The organism is Nitrobacter sp. TKz-YC02, assembly GCF_049852135.1.
Taxonomy (GTDB): domain Bacteria; phylum Pseudomonadota; class Alphaproteobacteria; order Rhizobiales; family Xanthobacteraceae; genus Nitrobacter; species Nitrobacter vulgaris.
The window spans coordinates 23,973-42,122 of record NZ_CP180728.1; the positions used below are offsets into that span (position 1 = coordinate 23,973).

Annotated in this window: 12 protein-coding genes; 6 read left to right on the plus strand and 6 right to left on the minus strand. The window is 61.1% G+C overall.

The features are described from left to right. Positions 1-512: 512 nt before the first annotated feature. Together htpX and ACM561_RS00090 are read left to right on the plus strand one after the other, a co-directional pair. Complete coding sequence (htpX, locus tag ACM561_RS00085) at positions 513-1,433, plus strand: zinc metalloprotease HtpX (RefSeq protein WP_425909838.1); 921 nt, start codon at positions 513-515, stop codon at positions 1,431-1,433. 348 nt (positions 1,434-1,781) lie between these two features. Next, positions 1,782-4,601, plus strand: coding sequence for a PAS domain-containing protein (locus ACM561_RS00090; protein ID WP_425907119.1), 2,820 nt, complete (start codon positions 1,782-1,784; stop codon positions 4,599-4,601). A gap of 133 nt (positions 4,602-4,734) precedes the next feature. Here ACM561_RS00090 and ACM561_RS00095 read toward each other — a convergent pair whose 3' ends face one another. Then, on the minus strand, positions 4,735-5,403 hold the full coding sequence (locus tag ACM561_RS00095) for an MBL fold metallo-hydrolase (protein ID WP_425907121.1): 669 nt from the start codon (positions 5,401-5,403) through the stop codon (positions 4,735-4,737). Between the two features lie 290 nt (positions 5,404-5,693). Here ACM561_RS00095 and ACM561_RS00100 point away from each other — a divergent pair, with 290 nt between their 5' ends. Further along, the gene (locus ACM561_RS00100; protein ID WP_425907123.1) at positions 5,694-6,185 is read left to right on the plus strand and encodes an MmcB family DNA repair protein; all 492 of its coding nucleotides are present in this window, start codon (positions 5,694-5,696) and stop codon (positions 6,183-6,185) included. A 123-nt stretch (positions 6,186-6,308) separates the two neighbouring features. Here ACM561_RS00100 and ACM561_RS00105 read toward each other — a convergent pair whose 3' ends face one another. Beyond that, positions 6,309-6,863, minus strand: coding sequence for an ActR/PrrA/RegA family redox response regulator transcription factor (locus tag ACM561_RS00105; protein ID WP_425907125.1), 555 nt, complete (start codon positions 6,861-6,863; stop codon positions 6,309-6,311). 91 nt (positions 6,864-6,954) lie between these two features. After that, positions 6,955-8,295 carry an ActS/PrrB/RegB family redox-sensitive histidine kinase gene (locus ACM561_RS00110; RefSeq protein ID WP_425907127.1) on the minus strand — a complete coding sequence of 447 codons (1,341 nt, stop codon included), beginning with the start codon at positions 8,293-8,295 and terminating at the stop codon, positions 6,955-6,957. Between the two features lie 306 nt (positions 8,296-8,601). Between ACM561_RS00110 and ACM561_RS00115 the strand changes: the two genes are divergently transcribed. Together ACM561_RS00115 and ACM561_RS00120 are read left to right on the plus strand one after the other, a co-directional pair. Next, positions 8,602-9,909: a polyhydroxyalkanoate depolymerase gene (locus tag ACM561_RS00115; protein WP_425907129.1), complete on the plus strand. Its 1,308-nt coding sequence runs from the start codon at positions 8,602-8,604 to the stop codon at positions 9,907-9,909. A 253-nt stretch (positions 9,910-10,162) separates the two neighbouring features. After that, positions 10,163-10,999, plus strand: a complete 837-nt coding sequence (locus ACM561_RS00120) for a M48 family metallopeptidase (protein WP_425907131.1) — start codon at positions 10,163-10,165, stop codon at positions 10,997-10,999. A gap of 74 nt (positions 11,000-11,073) precedes the next feature. Here the strand turns inward: ACM561_RS00120 and ACM561_RS00125 are convergent, their stop codons facing one another. Further along, entirely contained in the window at positions 11,074-13,251 is a 2,178-nt protein-coding gene (locus ACM561_RS00125) for a transglycosylase domain-containing protein (RefSeq protein ID WP_425907132.1), read from the minus strand. A 295-nt stretch (positions 13,252-13,546) separates the two neighbouring features. Next, on the minus strand, positions 13,547-16,321 hold the full coding sequence (locus ACM561_RS00130; RefSeq protein WP_425907134.1) for a [protein-PII] uridylyltransferase: 2,775 nt from the start codon (positions 16,319-16,321) through the stop codon (positions 13,547-13,549). Positions 16,322-16,608: 287 nt separating this feature from the next. Here ACM561_RS00130 and ACM561_RS00135 point away from each other — a divergent pair, with 287 nt between their 5' ends. Then, on the plus strand, positions 16,609-17,613 hold the full coding sequence (locus tag ACM561_RS00135) for an Hsp33 family molecular chaperone (protein ID WP_425907136.1): 1,005 nt from the start codon (positions 16,609-16,611) through the stop codon (positions 17,611-17,613). Positions 17,614-17,631: 18 nt separating this feature from the next. On the opposite strand, the gene apaG is transcribed toward ACM561_RS00135, so the two are convergent. After that, positions 17,632-18,027, minus strand: coding sequence for a Co2+/Mg2+ efflux protein ApaG (gene apaG / locus ACM561_RS00140; RefSeq protein ID WP_079445262.1), 396 nt, complete (start codon positions 18,025-18,027; stop codon positions 17,632-17,634). Positions 18,028-18,150: the final 123 nt, after the last annotated feature.

The window sequence follows — 18,150 nt, forward strand, 5'->3', positions numbered from 1 at the left end:
CAAATCAGAAGACTCTAGCCGGGCAGCGCTCTTGCTCCGCGATCGAAACTCCACGGATACCCTGTCCTTGCGCGCGGCCTTACGATCGTAATGTCCGGCACGGTACGGGTCCGGCCAACGGCAGTCCGTTATTCAGGGGAAGCGGAAATAGCCCTCGCGCCATACCCCATCACCTGATCCAAGCCCCTCTGGGGCCGACCTTCTCGCCATTACCGAGTCCGATCACGCCGTCCGTTTCGGGACCGCTACCTTCGAACTTGTCGCTCCGGATCTCGCCGGATGACTCGGGGCTTCTGAGCGCTGGAACGGCGACGTTTCTGGTCCTGGAACTGGCGGGAGCGTCGCAGGCCATGCCCTATGCTGATCCTGAACCAGGTTTGGTCAGCCGATCGCTTCATAGAAGAAAAATCGATCCTATCCGGCGCCGCGACGGGCCGCCGCACTTGCGCGCCCTGATACGCAATTCCCATGTTCTGGATGCCGGCCACAAATCCGGGTTCGAGAGAGGTTTAATGAACTATTTCCGTACTGCGATCCTGCTGGCGGGGCTCACCGGCCTGTTCATGGGCGTGGGCTATTTGATCGGGGGCGCCAGCGGCGCGACGATCGCGCTCGTCGTCGCCGCCGCGACCAATATCTTCGCTTATTGGAACTCCGACCGCATGGTGCTGTCGATGTACGGCGCACATGAGGCCGATGCCGGCACCGCGCCCGACCTGCACCGGCTGGTGTCCGAGCTTGCTGCGCGTGCCAGCCTGCCGATGCCGCGCGTGTTCGTGATGGACAATCCGCAGCCCAACGCTTTTGCCACCGGCCGCAATCCGGAAAATGCCGCCGTCGCCGTGACGACGGGACTGATGCAGTCGCTGAGCCGCGAGGAACTAGCCGGCGTGATCGCGCATGAACTTGCGCATATCAAACATCACGACACGTTGCTGATGACCATTACCGCAACCTTCGCCGGCGCGATCTCGATGCTGGCGCAGTTCGGCATGTTCTTCGGTGGCAACCGGGACAACAACGGCCCCGGTGTCATCGGCTCGCTGGCGATGATGATCCTCGCGCCGCTCGGAGCCATGCTGGTGCAAATGGCGATCAGTCGCACCCGCGAATACGCCGCCGACGAGATGGGCGCGCGCATCTGCGGCCAGCCGATGTGGCTCGCTTCGGCGCTGGCCAAGATCGACAATGCCGCGCATCAAGTGCCGAACATGGAGGCGGAGCGCGTGCCCGCAACCGCGCACATGTTCATCATCAACCCACTGTCGGGACACGGTATGGATAACCTGTTCGCGACCCATCCCTCGACCGAAAACCGCATCGCCGCATTGCAGAAGCTCGCCGGGCAGTCCGGCGAAGGTCTTGCCCCCCGCCCGGCGTCCGACTCCCGCGGCCCCTGGAACAGTGGCCCTCGCCGGGGTCCGTGGGGTTAAGCGGCCCTTAGGATCATTCGCGGAAAGCGCGTGCAGTTCAGCTCACGCACAACCTGATATGCCAGGACGCTGATGCGCAAGGTCGAACGAGCATTCCTTTCGCCCCGCCCTCTTGAAAGCCTCGGAGTTTCTTCGGGCGAAGAAGTCATGCGCCGCGTGCTGGATCCCAAAGGAGGGCCGTCCGGCCGTGACGCCTAGAGGCTTGCAAGTACAATCAAGAACTTGCGGTCCGCGAAAATAATTGGAACCAAAGGGAGGGACAGCGCGTTCTGTGCCGATTGTGACCCGGTATGCGGCGTCATTGGGGTCACCCCTCCCGACGGGCTACCTAACAAAACTTGTCCATCAATGTTTGAGAAGGAAGGTGTCAGTTCCGGAGCCTTTCTCGCCGGAGGCGGGGAGATGGGTGATTTGACGCGCCGATTCGATTGGGCCTCTACATCGGTCGGCGCTTCGGATACTTGGCCGCAGAGTCTGCGCACGGCGGTTCGGATCATGCTGAACACCAACCACCCGATGTTCATCTGGTGGGGGCCGGACCTGATCCAGTTCTATAATGATGCCTATCGGCAGACCATTGGACCGGAGCGGCATCCCAGTGCGCTCGGGCAGAAGGGCAAGGAGTGCTGGACCGAAAACTGGGACATCATCGGCCCCCAGATCGAGCACGTCTTGGCCGGTCACGGTGCAACCTGGCATGAGGAGCAGCTTGTCCCGATCACGCGGCACGGCAGGCTGGAGCAGGTCTATTGGACCTACGGCTTCAGCCCCATCGATAACGATGAAGGTGTTGGAGGCGTGCTCGTCGTATGCCGCGATGTCACGCGTGAACATTTTGCCAGACTTGCCTTGCAGGAGCGGGAGACCGAGCTCGCGCGTGTGCAGGCGATTGGACGGATCGGCGGCCTCGAAGTCGATCTGCGCACCGGGCATCGCAGTCGCAAGTCGCCCGAGTATTTGAAGATACATGGCCTTCCGCCCGAAGCCGTCCACGAGAATCGTGAAGACTGGCTTCGCCGCGTTCATCCCGACGATCGCGCAATCGCCGAAGGGCAGTTCATCGATGCGGTGCGGGGCGGTGATCGCGAGTATGCGGTACGCTACCGTATCATCCGGCCGAGCGACGGCGAGACCCGCTGGATTTCCGCCCGATCTGTGATCGAGCGCGATGCGGAAGGGAAAGCCCTCCGTCTGTTCGGCGCACACATCGATGTCACCGATCAGGTCGAAGCGGAGCGTTCGATCCGCGAGCGCGAACAGGAATTTCGTACGCTTGCGGAGGCGTTGCCGCATCACGTCTGGACCGCCACGTCCGACGGCTCATTTAACTGGTTCAATCAACGCTTCTACGACTATGTCGGTACAAAACCGGGCGAACTCAGCGGCCACGACTGGAGTAAGATCGTCCATCCGGAGGACGCATCGACCGCTGCCGCCGCAAGAACCCGCGCGGTGAACAGCGGCGAACCCTATGAGATCGAGTTCCGGCTGCGGAGGTCTGACGGCAGCTATCACTGGTTTCTATCCCGCGCAGTGCCGGCGCGCGATGACGACGGTCGTATCACCCGCTGGATCGGCACCAACACCGACGTCCATGATCAGAAGCGGATCGCGGCAAAACTCGCCGAGTTGAATGCGACGCTCGCCGAGCGCGTCGAAGAAAAAACCCGCGAGCGCGACCGGATCTGGAACGTATCCCGGGACTTGCTGCTCGTCATGGACCAGAACGGCATTTGGCGCTCCGTCAATCCTGCCTGGACCAGGACGCTCGGCTGGAGCGAAGCCGAGCTGATGGAGCGCACCGCCGAATGGATCGAGCATCCCGAAGATATCGTTAAGACCCGAGTTGAGGTCCGCCGCCTTGCACGCGGCAAGGCTACCGTTCGATTCGAAAACCGGCTTCGTCACCAGGACGGCTCGTACCGGTGGCTGTCCTGGACCGCTGTTCCGGATCAGGACCTGATTTACGCCGTGGCGCGCGATGTCACTGCCGAGAAGGCGGCTGCCGAACGGTTGCGGGCGGCCGAAGAAGCGCTCCGTCAATCGCAGAAGATGGAAGCAGTCGGCCAGTTGACCGGCGGCATCGCCCACGACTTCAACAACCTGCTCACCGGCATCGTGGGCTCGCTGGATTTATTGCAGACGCGCCTCAATCAGGGGCGGACCGATCGCGCGGGACGCTACATCGAGGCCGCAATGACCTCCGCCAATCGGGCCGCGGCGCTGACGCACCGCCTGCTGGCGTTCGCCCGCAGACAGCCCCTGGTGCCGAAGCCGGTCAATGCCAACCAGCTGATCCTCTCGCTGGAAGACTTGTTGCGCCGAACGATTGGCGAGACCATTGAGCTGGAAATCGCTCCATCGAACCAGCTCTGGCCAACGCTCTGCGATCCTAATCAGCTCGAAAGCGCGCTGCTCAATCTCGCGATCAATGCACGGGACGCCATGCCCAGCGGCGGCAGGCTCACGATTACCACGGCGAACGTGACCCTCGAGGCCATCGAGTCCGGGGCCTCCGCCAAGCAACCGGGCGACTATATCTGCATCACCGTCGCCGACACCGGAACAGGCATGACCGCCGATATAGCGGCGCGCGCCTTCGATCCATTCTTCACCACTAAGCCGATCGGACAGGGTACCGGACTCGGCCTGTCGATGATCTACGGATTCGCCCGACAATCGAATGGCCACATCGCACTCGACACCATGCCGGAACGAGGCACATCGATCAGCCTGTCTCTGCCGCGCCATGATAGCATTGCCGAGGCTCATCAGGCGTCTCCCGTGAACAGGATCACCGCGACCGGGGAGACCGTGCTGGTGGTCGAGGATGAACCGGTCGTGCGCAGCATCATTGTCGAAATGCTGCACGATCAAGGTTATGTCACACGCGAGGCCGCGGACGGAGCGGCGGGCTTGCGGATCCTGCAACTGGACACGCCCGTCGATCTCCTGCTCACCGACATCGGGCTTCCGGGCATGAACGGACGCCAACTCGCGGATCAGGCGCGGGAACTCCGACCAGATTTGAAAATCCTCTTTATGACCGGCTATGCCGACAATGCCGCAAACGCCAAAGGCTTCCTCAGGCCCGGCATGGACATGATCACCAAGCCGTTCGATCTCAGCCATCTCTCGCAGCGTGTCCGCGACATCATTTCCCGCTGATATCGGCTTGCGAGGTGTGTGTCGGCACCATCCATTATCCATCGCCATGAAGATCGGAGTGGCGGCGGTCCTGCGCATTCGCGTGTCCGCAAGACGGACAGGCGATCAATCTTGGTCTCAACCTGGGGAGAAGTCACACGTTGCCGGTTAGGAACGGATTGCTTGCGCGCTCGTAGCCGATGGTCGACCCTGGGCCATGTCCGCAGATGAAAGCAACGTCATCCCCAAGCGGCAACAGCTTGTCGGTAATCGACTTGATCAGCATGGCATGGCTACCGCCGGGCAGGTCGGTGCGGCCGACGGAACCGTTGAACAACACGTCGCCGACATGCGCAAAGCGCATCTCCGGGTTGAAAAAAATTACGCTTCCCGGCGAATGGCCGGGACAATGAAGCACATCGAACGCGAGTTGGCCGAACTCGACCCGGTCGCCTTCCTCGAGCCAGCGGTCCGGGACAAAATTGCGCATTCCGATCATGCCGTAGTGGCATCCGCTTTCGACGACATGGTCGAGCAGGAACTTGTCAGCGATATGCGGACCCTCGATGGGGACCTTCAGCGCATCGCGCAACTCCGCAGCGCCGCCCACATGATCAATATGCCCGTGCGTCAGCCAAATCCGTCCGACGCTCACACCGGCCTTTTTAATGGCGGCCCTGACGAGCGGAATATCGCCTCCAGGATCGATCACCACCCCATCCTTGGTGGCTTCACACCACAACAGCGTGCAGTTCTGTCGGAACGGCGTCACCGGAATGATGGTGGCGCCGACTTTGGTGCTGGTTTGGTCGTCCCGGCTCATACGCGCACAATGCCGATTTTTACCGCCTCGCCAAGCAATTTAACGTCATCACCGATGACACACCGAGCCTAGCGCGTACTCCACAGAAGTGGATACCGTTTTGCGATCAGAGTACGCGCACGTTATTGATTGAGAGCATTTTCGTACGGCTAACCGGATTCCACTTAGCTGGAAAATGCTCTAAGCCCTTCCGCTTCTGACGGAATCAGAAGTAGAGTTCTATGGTTTTGATTTGACTCGTTTTCTTCACGCGAACCGGCACCCACGTCGCTCGAAGACGCTATAGTCGCATGGAAACGAATGCCGCTTACATCGCCCTTGTGGCCCTGCCGGATCGCCGCCAGTCGGAGACCGCGCTGGCGATTGCGCGCGGGACCGGGAGACTTTTGCGATCGCTTGGATTTGCCTGTCTCAGCGAATTGTCGCTTCCGTCCGGGCGCCGTGCCGATCTCGTTGCAGTGAATGCGCGCGGCGAGATCTGGATCGTCGAGATCAAGTCATCGGCCGAGGATTTGCGTGCGGACCGGAAGTGGCAGGATTACCGGGAGCATTGTGATCGCCTGTTCTTCGCTTTCACGCGCGATCTGCCGTGCGATATTTTCCCCGGCGATACGGGACTAATCGTTGCCGACGCCTATGGCGCGTACTTGCATTGCGAGGCGCCGGAGCACCGCCTGTCGGCACCGACGCGCAAGGCGGTGATGCTGCGCTTCGGGATGGCGGCGGCACAACGTCTCAATCGCCTGGCCGATCCGCAGGACCACACCGACGGTGAATTTTAAAGCATGATTGCGACACGAGGCCGCGCCAGCGCAAGGCGATAAGCCACTTCGCTCGAAACGCTGCGTCTGACTTAAAGCTGAAACGGCCGTCGCTCCCCCTGAAGAGAGGATGACAATTCAGCCTCAGCGAGGCGCGCGTTTCGCCAGAATACGTTGCAGCGTGCGGCGGTGCATGTTGAGCCGCCGCGCCGTTTCCGACACGTTACGACTGCACATCTCGTAAATGCGCTGAATGTGTTCCCAGCGCACGCGATCGGCCGACATTGGATTCGGCGGCACCTCGGATTTTTCCGTACCGCTGGCAAGCAGCGCTGCGACCACGTCGTCGGCATCGGCAGGCTTGGACAGATAATCGATCGCCCCCATCTTCACCGCCGTCACAGCGGTCGCGATGTTGCCGTAACCGGTCAGCACGATCGCTCGAGCATCGGGCCGCTCGCGCTTAAGCGCTGACACAACGTCGAGGCCATTGCCGTCGCCCAGCCGCAAATCGACCACGGCAAAAGCCGGCGCGGACTTTCCGATATGCGCAAGACCATCAGAGACGCTGTCGCATGAGGTCACAGTGAAGCCGCGCGTTTCCATGGCGCGCGACAGGCGCTCCAGAAACGGTTTGTCATCCTCAACGATAAGCAGCGAGCGGTCGGCTTGCGGGATAACGTCGGGGGTGGCGTTCACATTGATACCTCGCGCATGATTGGCCTGAAATCATATGATCGCTGAACACCGCACCGCAAGCAATTGTTGCCCAAATCCACGGCCGTGACCCCTATCCTATTGTCTCCGCAATCGTTTTTGCTGTTTCAAAACGGACACGTGGCCATACAATCCTGACCACCGCGCCATGCTCGGGAAACTTTCGGTTCTTGAAGGATACCTTAGCGCCGGTTCGCTCCAGCAAGGTTCGGGCGATAAAAATTCCAAGACCCAGCCCTGTGCGTCCGCCCTGGGCATCGCCGGCGTTGCGACGGCGCGACAGGTAAGGCTCGCCGATCCTCTTCAGAATGTCGGGAACAATGCCCGGTCCGTCGTCCGCAATGACGATCTCAACGCTGTCTCTGTCCCACCAAGCATTCACTTCGACCGCGCTGCGGGCGAAGTCGACGGCGTTCTCGAGAATGTTGCCGACACCGTAAAGGATCGCGGGGTTACGCATGCCGACCGGTTCGTGGTCACCTGCGGCCTCGATCCGGGTCTTGATATCGATGCCGAAGTCACGATGCGGGGCAACGGTTTCCTCAATTAGCGTCGACAGCGGCATACGATCGAAAGGCGCGCCAGATGAGGACAGTTGCGCGATCTTGGCGAGAATATCGCGGCAACGCTGCGCCTGCTCCCGTACGATCCCGAGATCGCCGGCGAGCCGTTGTGGATCCTGAGCGCCATTCTCCTGCAAGGCTTTTTCCAGCTCGCGCGAAATCAGAAAGATGGTTGAGAGCGGTGTTCCGAGTTCGTGGGCGGCCGCGGCAGCAAGGCCGTCGATCTGGGTCAGATGCTGTTCGCGGGTCAGCACCAGTTCGGTCGCCGCCAGGGCGTCGAACAGCTTGCGTGCCTGCTCCGTCACCTGGAATGTGTAGAGGCTCGTGACACCGATCGCCAGCACGATCGATAACCAGACTGCTATCAGATAGATCGGCGGCAAGACGAGCGGATTGGATGCATCCCACGGCAGTGGCAAATGCGTGAAGCCCAGCACCGTCGCGCAGGCGACCGCGAAGCCGCCGAGCGCCATGGTCATTTGCGTCGGCAAGGCGGTGGCCGAGATCAGTACCGGCGCCAGAAACAGATAGGAGAACGGATTCTGCAAACCGCCGGTGAAGAACAGCAGGGCGGCCAGTTGAGCAATGTTCAGCGCAAGCAGCGCAGCCGCATGCCAAGGCTCGAGCCGCTTCATCGGATTGAAGCTGACTTGCAAAGCGAGATTGAGTAGCGACGACAACCCGACGATCGTCAAACAGGGAGCGGTTGGCAGATCGAACTCAAGTCCCTGCTCGACAACGAAGATCGCCGCGAGCTGCCCCAATACCGCAAGCCACCGCAGCCGCAAAAGGGTGTCCAGCCGGACGTAGCGGCGGGGATGGCGGAAATCGGAAGCAGCAACGTCGGTCATTCTCGAAGACTAGAGCATCATTCTGAAAGGTGAGAACTGCTTTCGGAGGCATCTCAAAATAAAATGCGGAGCCGGCTTTCATTTCATGGGACCGGGCCAAGCCCGCATGAAATTTCCGAGACTGATAACGCGGCGCCACCTTGCGCGGCATAGCAGCGTTCTGGCCTCAAACGAGGCCGGAAAGAGATTTTTTCCACCTCAGGTTTCTCTAAAAGCATCAACCTACTATATCTAGGCAAGCGGTGGATTGACGCTCTGTATCGCAACGGTCACTATGTTGCGACGCAAAAAAAGGGGAACAAGCCAATGCCGATCGGTGAATTTGGACGGCTGCCGGAGATACCGGCGGAAGTCAGCCCGTCGATGACGGCGCCGATGTACTGGATGTACGAAATGGCTCAGGCGTCGCTCAACCCGGCTCGCGCCATCACCGATGCGACCAGGATGCTGTTCCAGAACCCGCTCAATCCGTGGGCGCATACCGAGTTGGGCAAATCCGTCGCTGCGGGTTGCGAACTGTTCGAGCGCACCACCCGCCGTTACGCGAAGCCGGAATGGGGCCTCCACGAAACCGAAGTCAACGGTGTGCGCACACCGATCGAGATCCGCTCGGTCTGGGAGAAACCCTTTTGTCGTCTGCTCCACTTCGATCAAATGCACACACGTCCACTGCGCGTGCCGCAGCAGCGCCTGCTGCTGGTGGCTCCGATGTCGGGTCACTACGCCACCTTGCTGCGCGGAACCGTCGAAGCGTTCATGCCGACGCATGACGTCTACATTACCGACTGGTCCGATGCCCGAATGGTACCGGTCGCCGAGGGGCGCTTCGATCTCGATGATTTCGTCGACTATCTGATTGAGATGCTGCATGTGCTCGGTGGAAACGTCCACGTCGTCGCTGTCTGCCAACCGTCGGTCCCGGTGCTGGCTGCCGTGTCGGTGATGGAGGCCGAGCGCGATCCGTATGTTCCGCTGTCGATGACGTTAATGGGGGGGCCGGTTGATACCCGCAAGAATCCGACCGCGGTCAACAATCTCGCCGCCGAAAGGGGCACCGATTGGTTCCGCAATAACGTCATCACCAAGGTGCCGTTTCCGCACCCTGGGGTGATGCGCGACGTCTATCCCGGCTTCTTGCAGCTCAATGGCTTCATCAGCATGAATTTCGATCGGCACATGAATGCGCACAAGAGTCTGTTCGAGAATCTCGTTAAAGGCGACGGCGACCTAGTCGACAAGCATCGCGATTTCTATGACGAGTATCTCGCTGTGATGGATCTGACCGCCGAGTATTATCTGCAAACGGTTGATCTGGTGTTCGTCAAGCACGCGCTGCCCAAGGGCGAGATGACCCATCGCGGCCGGCTGGTCGAACCTTCGAAGATCACGCGCGTCGCGTTGATGACGGTCGAAGGTGAGAAGGACGACATTTCCGGCCTCGGCCAGACCGAAGCGGCGCACGCGTTATGCACATCGATCCCAAACAACCGGCGAACCCATTACGTACAGAAAGATGTTGGTCACTACGGGGTGTTTAACGGGTCGCGGTTCAGATCGGAGATCGTCCCTCGCATCAATGACTTCACGCAGTCGAACGCCAGACAGCCAGCGTAAGCATCGCACGCTGCGGCCGCTGCATCGATCGCACGTAAATCCGAACGGAAACAATCGCCTGATCGATCCTGCAGTCAGGGGCGCGGGATCCTGCGGCGACCCTCCAATGATCGGTTCATTTCTTTCGTTTTCAAGAGATGAATTCGTTTTCATCACTTCGAGGGTCAACTCAGCCGAATGAAATGCAAATTTTTTGGTTCCTGCACCCCTTATATAGCCAATCAGGGATGGATTACCGCTGTATATTGGGCAAATGATTTGTTTTTGCGCCGATCGATTTGAGTGGCGCCGGATATGGCAGAATCCGGGCGAGATTTCCCGTCCCGGATTTGCAGACATGGCCCGTGCGCTCCTTTATCGACGTCCCGCCGAACCGTCCCGGCTTCTCATCAAGCATGGATCCCAGGTTTATTCAGTCCGCTTGCGCCGGCATCGTCGCGCGCGCCGCTACACCTTGCGAATCCATCCGAGTGACCGCGAAGCGATCCTGACAATGCCGCCGCGAGGAACGCTCGCGGAAGCGAAAGACTTTGCGCAACGTCACGGCGGCTGGATCGCGGCGCGTCTCGGGCGGCTGCCGAAGGCGGCGCCCTTCCACCACGGCGCGGTCATTCCGCTGCGCGGCATCGCCCATCGGATCGTGCATCGCGCCGGCGAGCGCGGTACCGTGTGGACCGAAACGCGCGATAGCGGCGAGCGTATTCTTTGTGTCGCCGGCGAACTCGAATATCTCGACCGGCGGGTCCATGATTTCCTGAAACGGGAAGCAAGACGAGACCTACAAAAAGCCTCGCAGCGCCATGCCGACGCGCTTGGCGTCAAGGTCAAGCGCCTTTCGATCCGCGACCAATCGAGCCGCTGGGGATCATGCACGTCCTCCGGATCGCTCTCGTTCTCATGGCGGCTCATCCTGGCGCCGCCGTTCGTGCTGGATTATCTCGCCGCGCACGAAGTCGCCCATCTCGTTGAAATGAATCACTCGCCACGGTTTTGGAAGGTGGTGGCTCGCATCTGTATTCATGTCGAGCGGGCCAAGAAGTGGCTCGACGTTGAAGGCAACGACCTCCATCGCTACGGTATTCAGGACTGATCGGACCGACAACTCTTCCGCTATAGCGTTTCGCGCGGAGACTCCGTCGTCACGATTTCCGTGCCGGGACCGCCTCAGTGACCGCCGAACAACCGGTCCACGAGCCAGCCATCCAGACCGCCAGCCGCTTCCGGCCGCACATTGGTCCGCACCGGCTGCGGCTGGCGCTCGACGGCGGGTGAAGGCGCCGGGACCGGTACGTCGACGGGTTGGCCGAACTGCGCGACTTCAGGCTGGAAGTTGCCCCGCTGTGTGCCGGGAATCGGCTCGGGCCGCACGCCCTGGTGCGCGGCGCGCATAAAGCGGGTCCAGACCTCCACCGGCAGGCCGCCGCCGGTCGCCTTGCGGGTCGGCGTATTGTCGTCGTTGCCGAGCCAAATCCCGGTCACGAGCCGCGCGGTATAACCGATGAACCATGCATCGCGAAAATCCTGACTGGTGCCGGTCTTGCCGGCCGCTGTCCATCCGGGAATCTCGGCCTTGCGCGCGGTGCCGCTGATGAGCGTCTGCTCCATCATAGTGTTCATCATGGCGACCCCGCGTGGATCGATCACCCGGTCAGGTGCTTCCTTCCCGCGCGCATAGAGAAGCTTGTTGCCGTCGACGGTGCGGATGCGCTCGACGACATGGGGACTGGCGGCATATCCGCCGTTTGCAAAGGGCGCGTAGGCCCCGACCAGCTCCAGCGGCGACACCTCTGAAGTGCCAAGCGCAATTGATGCGTTCGTCTCAAGTTTTGATGTGATGCCGAGGCGGTGCGCGGTTCGCACCACTTTTGCAGCACCGACTTCGAGTCCGAGCCGGACGGCGACGGTATTGAGAGACATTGCGAGCGCCTGGGTTAGCGTCACCGCGCCGAAGTATTCATGAGAGTAGTTCTCCGGCCGCCAGCCTTTGACGTCGAGCGGAGCGTCCTGACGGATCGTCTCGGGCGTGAGGCCGGCCTCGATCGCGGCCAGGTACACAAACGGTTTGAATGCGGAGCCGGGCTGACGCTTCGCCATGGTCGCCCGATTGAACTGGCTGTCGGCGTAGTTGCGGCCGCCGACCATGGCGCGGACCGCGCCGTCGGGCGTCATCGCCACCAATGCGCCCTGACTGACATTGAACTTGACGCTTTTCGCGGCCAGTTCGTCGATCAGGGCGGCTTCCGCCACGCTCTGCAATTTCGGATCGATGGTCGTTTCGACGACAATGTTCTGATCGACCTGGCCCACCAGATCATCGAGGACATCGCCGACCCAGTCGGCAACGTAGTTGGTGGTACCGGCGCTGGCCGGCTTCACGGCGTAGGAGGGTTGGGCGGCCGAGGCGTGCGCCTGTTGCGCCGTGATGAGGTGAGCGTCCGCCATTGCCGCGAGCACGATCTTTGCGCGGGCTTCGGCACCTTCCGGGTTGCGATCCGGCGCGAGCCGCGACGGCGACTTGACGAGACCGGCCAGCATGGCGGCCTCGGCGAGCGTAACGTTCTTCGCGGGCTTTCCGAAATACTTCTGCGCCGCCGCTTCGACACCATACGCGCCAGACCCGAAGTAAACGCGGTTGAGGTAAAGCTCGAGAATCTGCGCTTTGGTGTGCTTGCGCTCCAGCCAGAGCGCGAGTTCGACTTCCTGGAGCTTCCGCTCAAGCGTGCGTTCCTGGGTCAGGAACAGATTCTTGGCAAGTTGCTGGGTCAACGTCGAGCCGCCCTGCGATACGCCGAAGTGCAGCACGTTGGCAACGGCTGCGCGCAGGATGCCGATCGGATCGACGCCGTAATGCGAATAGAACCGGCGATCCTCGATCGCGATGAAGGCGTTCGGCAAATAGGACGGCACGTCCTTGAGCAAGACGTTGTTTCCGGCCATTTCGCCGCGCGTCGCCAGCATGCTGCCGTCCGCAGCGACAACCTGAATGGTCGGCGGACGTTTTGGAATTTCGAGCGACTGGATTGGCGGCAGATGCGCGCCGATATAGATCAGCAGGCCGACGACGGCGATAACCGCCCACAATGCGAGTACGGCGCCCCAATAAAACAGCCGCGAGAGACGCGCGCGTGTACGCTTCTTCGCTCGCCGTCCACCCTCACCCGGAGGCCTGCGCGGGCCTTCAGTATTCGGAGCGGCTGCTTTGCGCGGGCGCCTGTCCGGCGGCTTGTCGTCAGCAATCGTAACGCGGTCGAGCGGGTTGATGCGCAACTCCGAAAGCGAAGCTGCAAACCCGCTGAATACCGGCTCTTTGCGCCCGCTACGCTTTTTTTGTCCCCACGCCATACGCAACAACGCTCACGCCGACCCTGCACGCCAGTGTGCCGATTTCGAAGTTCGCACGTTCTTGCAGCAACCGTTGATGCGAACGTCAAAATCAGCCGGACCCTAGCGGCCGGGCTTTAAGGCGCGGTTACCTGAAAGTTAATGCAACATTAGGGCTGGAACCGCCGACCCAAGTCGAACAAGCCGCGTCCTGTCATCCGCGCGACGTTCACAGCCCGACCGGCTGGTCCGGCCAGAATGAGGGCCAAACCCATTGCAAGGCGGAGTTTGCAAGACGCTGCCTCCCGACGGCAAATTATTTCGCAGTGCTGCCGTTAGCGAGCAGATGGACCAGCGCGCGCTTGATCGCGGTCTGCCGTGTCGGAGCGGTGATCCGGGCGCCGAGCAGGTCGGTGACGTAGAACACGTCGCGCGCGCGCTCGCCGAATGTCGCCACGTGGGCCGAGGCGATGTTGAGGTTGAGCTTTGAGATCGCCGTGGTGAGCTGAAACAGAAGCCCAGGTCGATCGAGCCCTGAAACCTCGATCATGGTGTGGCGGTCCGACCATTGATTGTTGATGGTGACCTTGGGTTCGACCACAAACGGCCGCAGCCTCTTTCCCCCGGCGCGGCTCGGTATCACGTCGGGCAGGCGCAACCGGCTTTCAAGTACTTGCTCGATGATCTCGGCGATGCGGCCAGCGCGCCGGCCTTCGTCCTCGTCGCGCTCATATTCGCGTGAGATCGCGATGGTATCGAGCGCCTGCCCGTCGATGGTCGTATAGATCTGGGCATCGACGATATTGGCGCCGGCCGACGCGCATGCTCCCGCAATGATCGACAGCAGCCAGGGATGATCGGCGGTAAGGATCGTCAGCTCTGTGACGCCGCGCCCCTCATCGAAGCCGACGTTGATGTTAAGCTTCTTGCCGCTTCTTTCGCTGGCGCGCAGGAAGCGCGCGTGCCTGATCTTGTGCTCGAGATCGACCTTGAGCCAGTAGGCCGGATAATGCCGGACAATGTAGGCATCAAGCTCATGGTCGGGCCATTCGGTGAAAGCGGCACGGAACTCGGCCTCAGCCGCCGCCATGCGCTGCGCGCGATTGACCTCGGAGAAGCCGCCGGTCAGCACGGGTTCTGTCTCATAATAAAGTGTTCGGAGCAGCTGGGCCTTCCAGCCATTCCAGACGCCGGGGCCGACGCCGCGAATGTCTGCGGTCGTCAGGATGGTCAAGAGCTTCATCCTCTCGACCGACTGGACCACGGCCGCGAAATTCTCGATGGTCTTGCGATCGGATAGGTCGCGTGACTGGGCCACTTTGGACATCGTCAGATGCTGTTCGATCAGCCACGCGACCAGTTCGGTGTCGGCTGCGTTGAAGCCAAGGCGCGGGCACAATCTGCGCGCTACCTTGGCGCCTGCGATCGAATGATCCTCGGGCCGGCCCTTTGCAACGTCATGAAGCAGTGTGGTGATGTAGATGACGGGCCGGTGTTCGGGAAGGATCTTGCGCATCAGCTCGCTGGCGAGAGCGACCTCGTCATTGTCGCCGCGCTCGATATCCTGAAGGATGCCGATGCAGCGAATCAGATGCTCGTCCACCGTGTAGTGATGGTACATGTTGAACTGCATCATCGAGACGATCGTGCCAAAGGCACGGATGAACTGACCTAGCACCCCGGTCTCGTTCATCCTGCGTAGCACGGTCTCCGCGTCATTCGAGGTCAGGATCTCCATGAACAGCCGGTTGGCTTCCGGGTTTTCGCGAAGCTCCGCGTTGATCAGCCGTCGCGACCGCGTCACCATCCGTAAGGCGTCCGGATGGAAAGCCAGGTTGTTCTTCTGCGCGAGGCGGAACAAACGGATCAGATTGACAGGGTCGCGCTTGAAGAGATCGGGCGTCGCGAGATTGATGCGGTTGTTGTCGATGATGAAGTCGTCGTTGTCCGGAACCCGCCGAACCTCCGTGCCCCGCGGCCACAACATCACGCGGCTGAGAACCGGTGCCGGCTTGGCCTGCTGATCCTCGAGCTTCGCGCATAGAATTGCGGTGAGGTCGCCGACATCCTTGGCGGTCAGGAAGTAGTGCTTCATGAAGCGTTCGACATCCTGCATCCCCGGATGAGACGTATATCCGAGCCGGACCGCGATCTCCCGCTGCAAGTCGAACGACAGCCGTTCCTCCGCTCTCCCCGTCGCGAAGTGCAGGTTACAGCGTACCGACCATAGAAAATCGGCGCAGCGGCTGAAGGTCCGGTATTCGCGAACATCGAACACATTGCACTGGAGCAATTCGTGGCTTTCACGCACCCGATAGACATACTTCGCGATCCAGAACAACGTATGCAGGTCGCGTAATCCCCCTTTGCCATCCTTGACGTTAGGTTCGACCAGATAGCGCGACTGGCCGGCGCGGTGATGACGCTCCTCGCGCTCGGCAAGTTTAGCAGCGACGAATTCCGCCGCTGTTCCCCGCACCACTTCGGTGTCGAAGCGGCTAACCAGTTCGTCGTAAAGCGCCCGGTCGCCGGTGACGAAGCGGGCTTCCAGAATTCCGGTGCGGACGGTCATGTCGCCCCGCGCCTGCCGGATCGATTCATTGACCGAGCGCGTCGCGTGACCGACGTTCAACCCCATGTCCCATAGACAATACAGGATAGCCTCGGCGACCTGTTCGCCCCACGCCGTCTGTTTGTAAGGCAGAATGAACAGCAGATCGATATCCGAGTCCGGCGCCATCAGACCGCGCCCGTAGCCGCCGGTCGCCACCACGGCCATGCGCTCACCATCGGACGGAATGGGGGAATAATAGAGATGACGGGTCGCGGCCGAAAACGCCAGACGAATGATTTCGTCTTGAACGAAGCAAAGCCATTCGGCGCAGCGCCGCCCGTGGCGGTCACGCAGAAGCCTCGCCTGCGCCGCATCGCGCACTTTCGCGAGTTCGACCTTCAACAACCTGGACACGGCAGAACGGAAAACGTCCCCGTGCCCAGCATGCTTCTCGGCCAGCGCATCAATTTCGCCGATGATCCGGACGGTATCGAAACCGGCGCCGTCCGCCGCTTCTTTTGTCGTTGCGAGGTCCATCGCTTATCCGGATAACGGAGGCCGCGCGCGCTGTCACCGCAGTTTGTGAACTGCATGTGACGGATCCATGCTTCAACCACCGGTTTGAGCAATGATGCGCTTCAGCCGGCGTCTCCAGAATATCTGTTTTCTCATTGACGGAAATCCCCTAAATATTTGAAACGCGTGACTTTTATTTCTCCGCGGCTGCGCCGATATTCCGCAGCCCATCCTCAAACGGAGCTTTATATGACGCTCCTCCCTCTCACGGGGTTTCGATCCCGGCCAGTCGACCCCAGATAGAGGGCATGACCTCACAAATGCCCGACCCCGCCACGTCGCGTGAAACCCCCGTGCGCGCGCCCTCATCCATTCCGGTCGACGATGCCGTGATTCCGTTTGAGGTGAGCACACTCGACCTGCGCGGACGACTGACCCGGCTAGGGCCGGCGCTCGACGAGTTGCTGGTCCGGCACGACTATCCCGCACCGGTCGCCAAGCTGCTCGGCGAGGCGATCGTGCTGACGACGCTGCTCGGCTCATCGCTCAAGTTCGAGGGCCGGTTCATCCTGCAAACCCAGACCGATGGACCGGTGTCGTTCCTGATTGTCGACTTTCGGGCCCGGGCTGGGCTGCGAGCCTATGCCCGTTTCGACAAGGCCCGGCTCGGCGATGCTTCCGACTCTGGCGCGCTGCTGGGCCGCGGCCATCTCGCGATGACCATCGATCAGGGTCCGGACATGAACCGCTATCAGGGCCTTGTGGCACTGGAAGGCGGCAACCTCGAAGATGCGGCGCATGAGTATTTTCTGCGCTCGGAACAGATTCCGACGCGGGTCCGGCTCGCGGTCGGCGAGGAGTGGCGGCGGGAGGGGGATGGACCGAAGCGTGGCTGGCGTGGCGGCGGCATGCTGCTGCAATTCCTGCCCACGGCGCCGGAGCGCGCGCGCCAAGCCGATCTCCATCCCGGAGATGCCCCTGACGGCGGTGCCGTGCATACGGTGAGCGAGGATGATGCCTGGATCGAGGGTCAGTCGCTGATCGGCACCGTCGAGGACCTCGAACTGATCGATCCCGACTTGTCCGGTGAACGTCTGCTTTATCGCCTGTTCCATGAGCGCGGCGTCAGGGTGTTTTCGCCGCAAACGCTGCACGCGCGGTGTTCATGCTCACGCGACGCCGTGGCGGTCATGCTGAAGAGCTTCACGCCGGAGGACCGCTCGGGCATGGTGCAGGACGGCAAGGTCGCCGTGACCTGCGAGTTCTGCAATTCGGTGTACGAATTTACCCCGCAGGAAGCCGGCGTGGAGTAGGCGCGATTGGACGCGACTTTAGTTCAGCACGCGCTTGCTGTCGGGGCTGTCGAGCGAGAAGGTCGGAACGTCTATTTCGAAGGGTTCGCCGCTTCGGATCGAGATCATCTGGTAGCGGCCACTCATGAAGCCGGTGGCGGTCGGCAGAGGAACTCCGCTCGTGTATTCGAAGCGCTCGCCGGGCGCAAGCACCGGCTGCTCGCCCACGACGCCCTCGCCGCGGACTTCCTGCTTCCGCCCCGAGGCATCGGTGATGATCCAATGACGGGTGCGCAACTGCACGGTCTCGGGACCGGCGTTTATGATAACCACCGTATAGGACCAGAAAAAATGGCCTCGCTCGGCGGACGACCTCTCCGGCATGAAATTCGGTTCAACGGTGACTTCGATCTGGCGGGTAACGGCACGGTACATCGCAAACTCTCTAGTATTCGAGCGATCATAGCCAAAACAGGCGCATGAACCAGCCCCCTTCGTTGTGATCGCGCGTCAGCCTGGTTCCACACTATGATCCCGGCGGCAATATTGATTTTTTGC

Bases quoted from the DNA above. Each gene is read 5' to 3' on its own strand.
- htpX (WP_425909838.1), top strand. From the start codon at position 513: ATGAACTATTTCCGTACTGCGATCCTGCTGGCGGGGCTCACCGGCCTG.
- ACM561_RS00090 (WP_425907119.1), top strand. From the start codon at position 1,782: ATGTTTGAGAAGGAAGGTGTCAGTTCCGGAGCCTTTCTCGCCGGAGGC.
- ACM561_RS00095 (WP_425907121.1), bottom strand. From the start codon at position 5,403: ATGAGCCGGGACGACCAAACCAGCACCAAAGTCGGCGCCACCATCATT.
- ACM561_RS00100 (WP_425907123.1), top strand. From the start codon at position 5,694: ATGGAAACGAATGCCGCTTACATCGCCCTTGTGGCCCTGCCGGATCGC.
- ACM561_RS00110 (WP_425907127.1), bottom strand. From the start codon at position 8,295: ATGACCGACGTTGCTGCTTCCGATTTCCGCCATCCCCGCCGCTACGTC.
- ACM561_RS00115 (WP_425907129.1), top strand. From the start codon at position 8,602: ATGCCGATCGGTGAATTTGGACGGCTGCCGGAGATACCGGCGGAAGTC.
- ACM561_RS00120 (WP_425907131.1), top strand. From the start codon at position 10,163: ATGATTTGTTTTTGCGCCGATCGATTTGAGTGGCGCCGGATATGGCAG.
- ACM561_RS00125 (WP_425907132.1), bottom strand. From the start codon at position 13,251: ATGGCGTGGGGACAAAAAAAGCGTAGCGGGCGCAAAGAGCCGGTATTC.
- ACM561_RS00130 (WP_425907134.1), bottom strand. From the start codon at position 16,321: ATGGACCTCGCAACGACAAAAGAAGCGGCGGACGGCGCCGGTTTCGAT.
- ACM561_RS00135 (WP_425907136.1), top strand. From the start codon at position 16,609: ATGACCTCACAAATGCCCGACCCCGCCACGTCGCGTGAAACCCCCGTG.
- apaG (WP_079445262.1), bottom strand. From the start codon at position 18,027: ATGTACCGTGCCGTTACCCGCCAGATCGAAGTCACCGTTGAACCGAAT.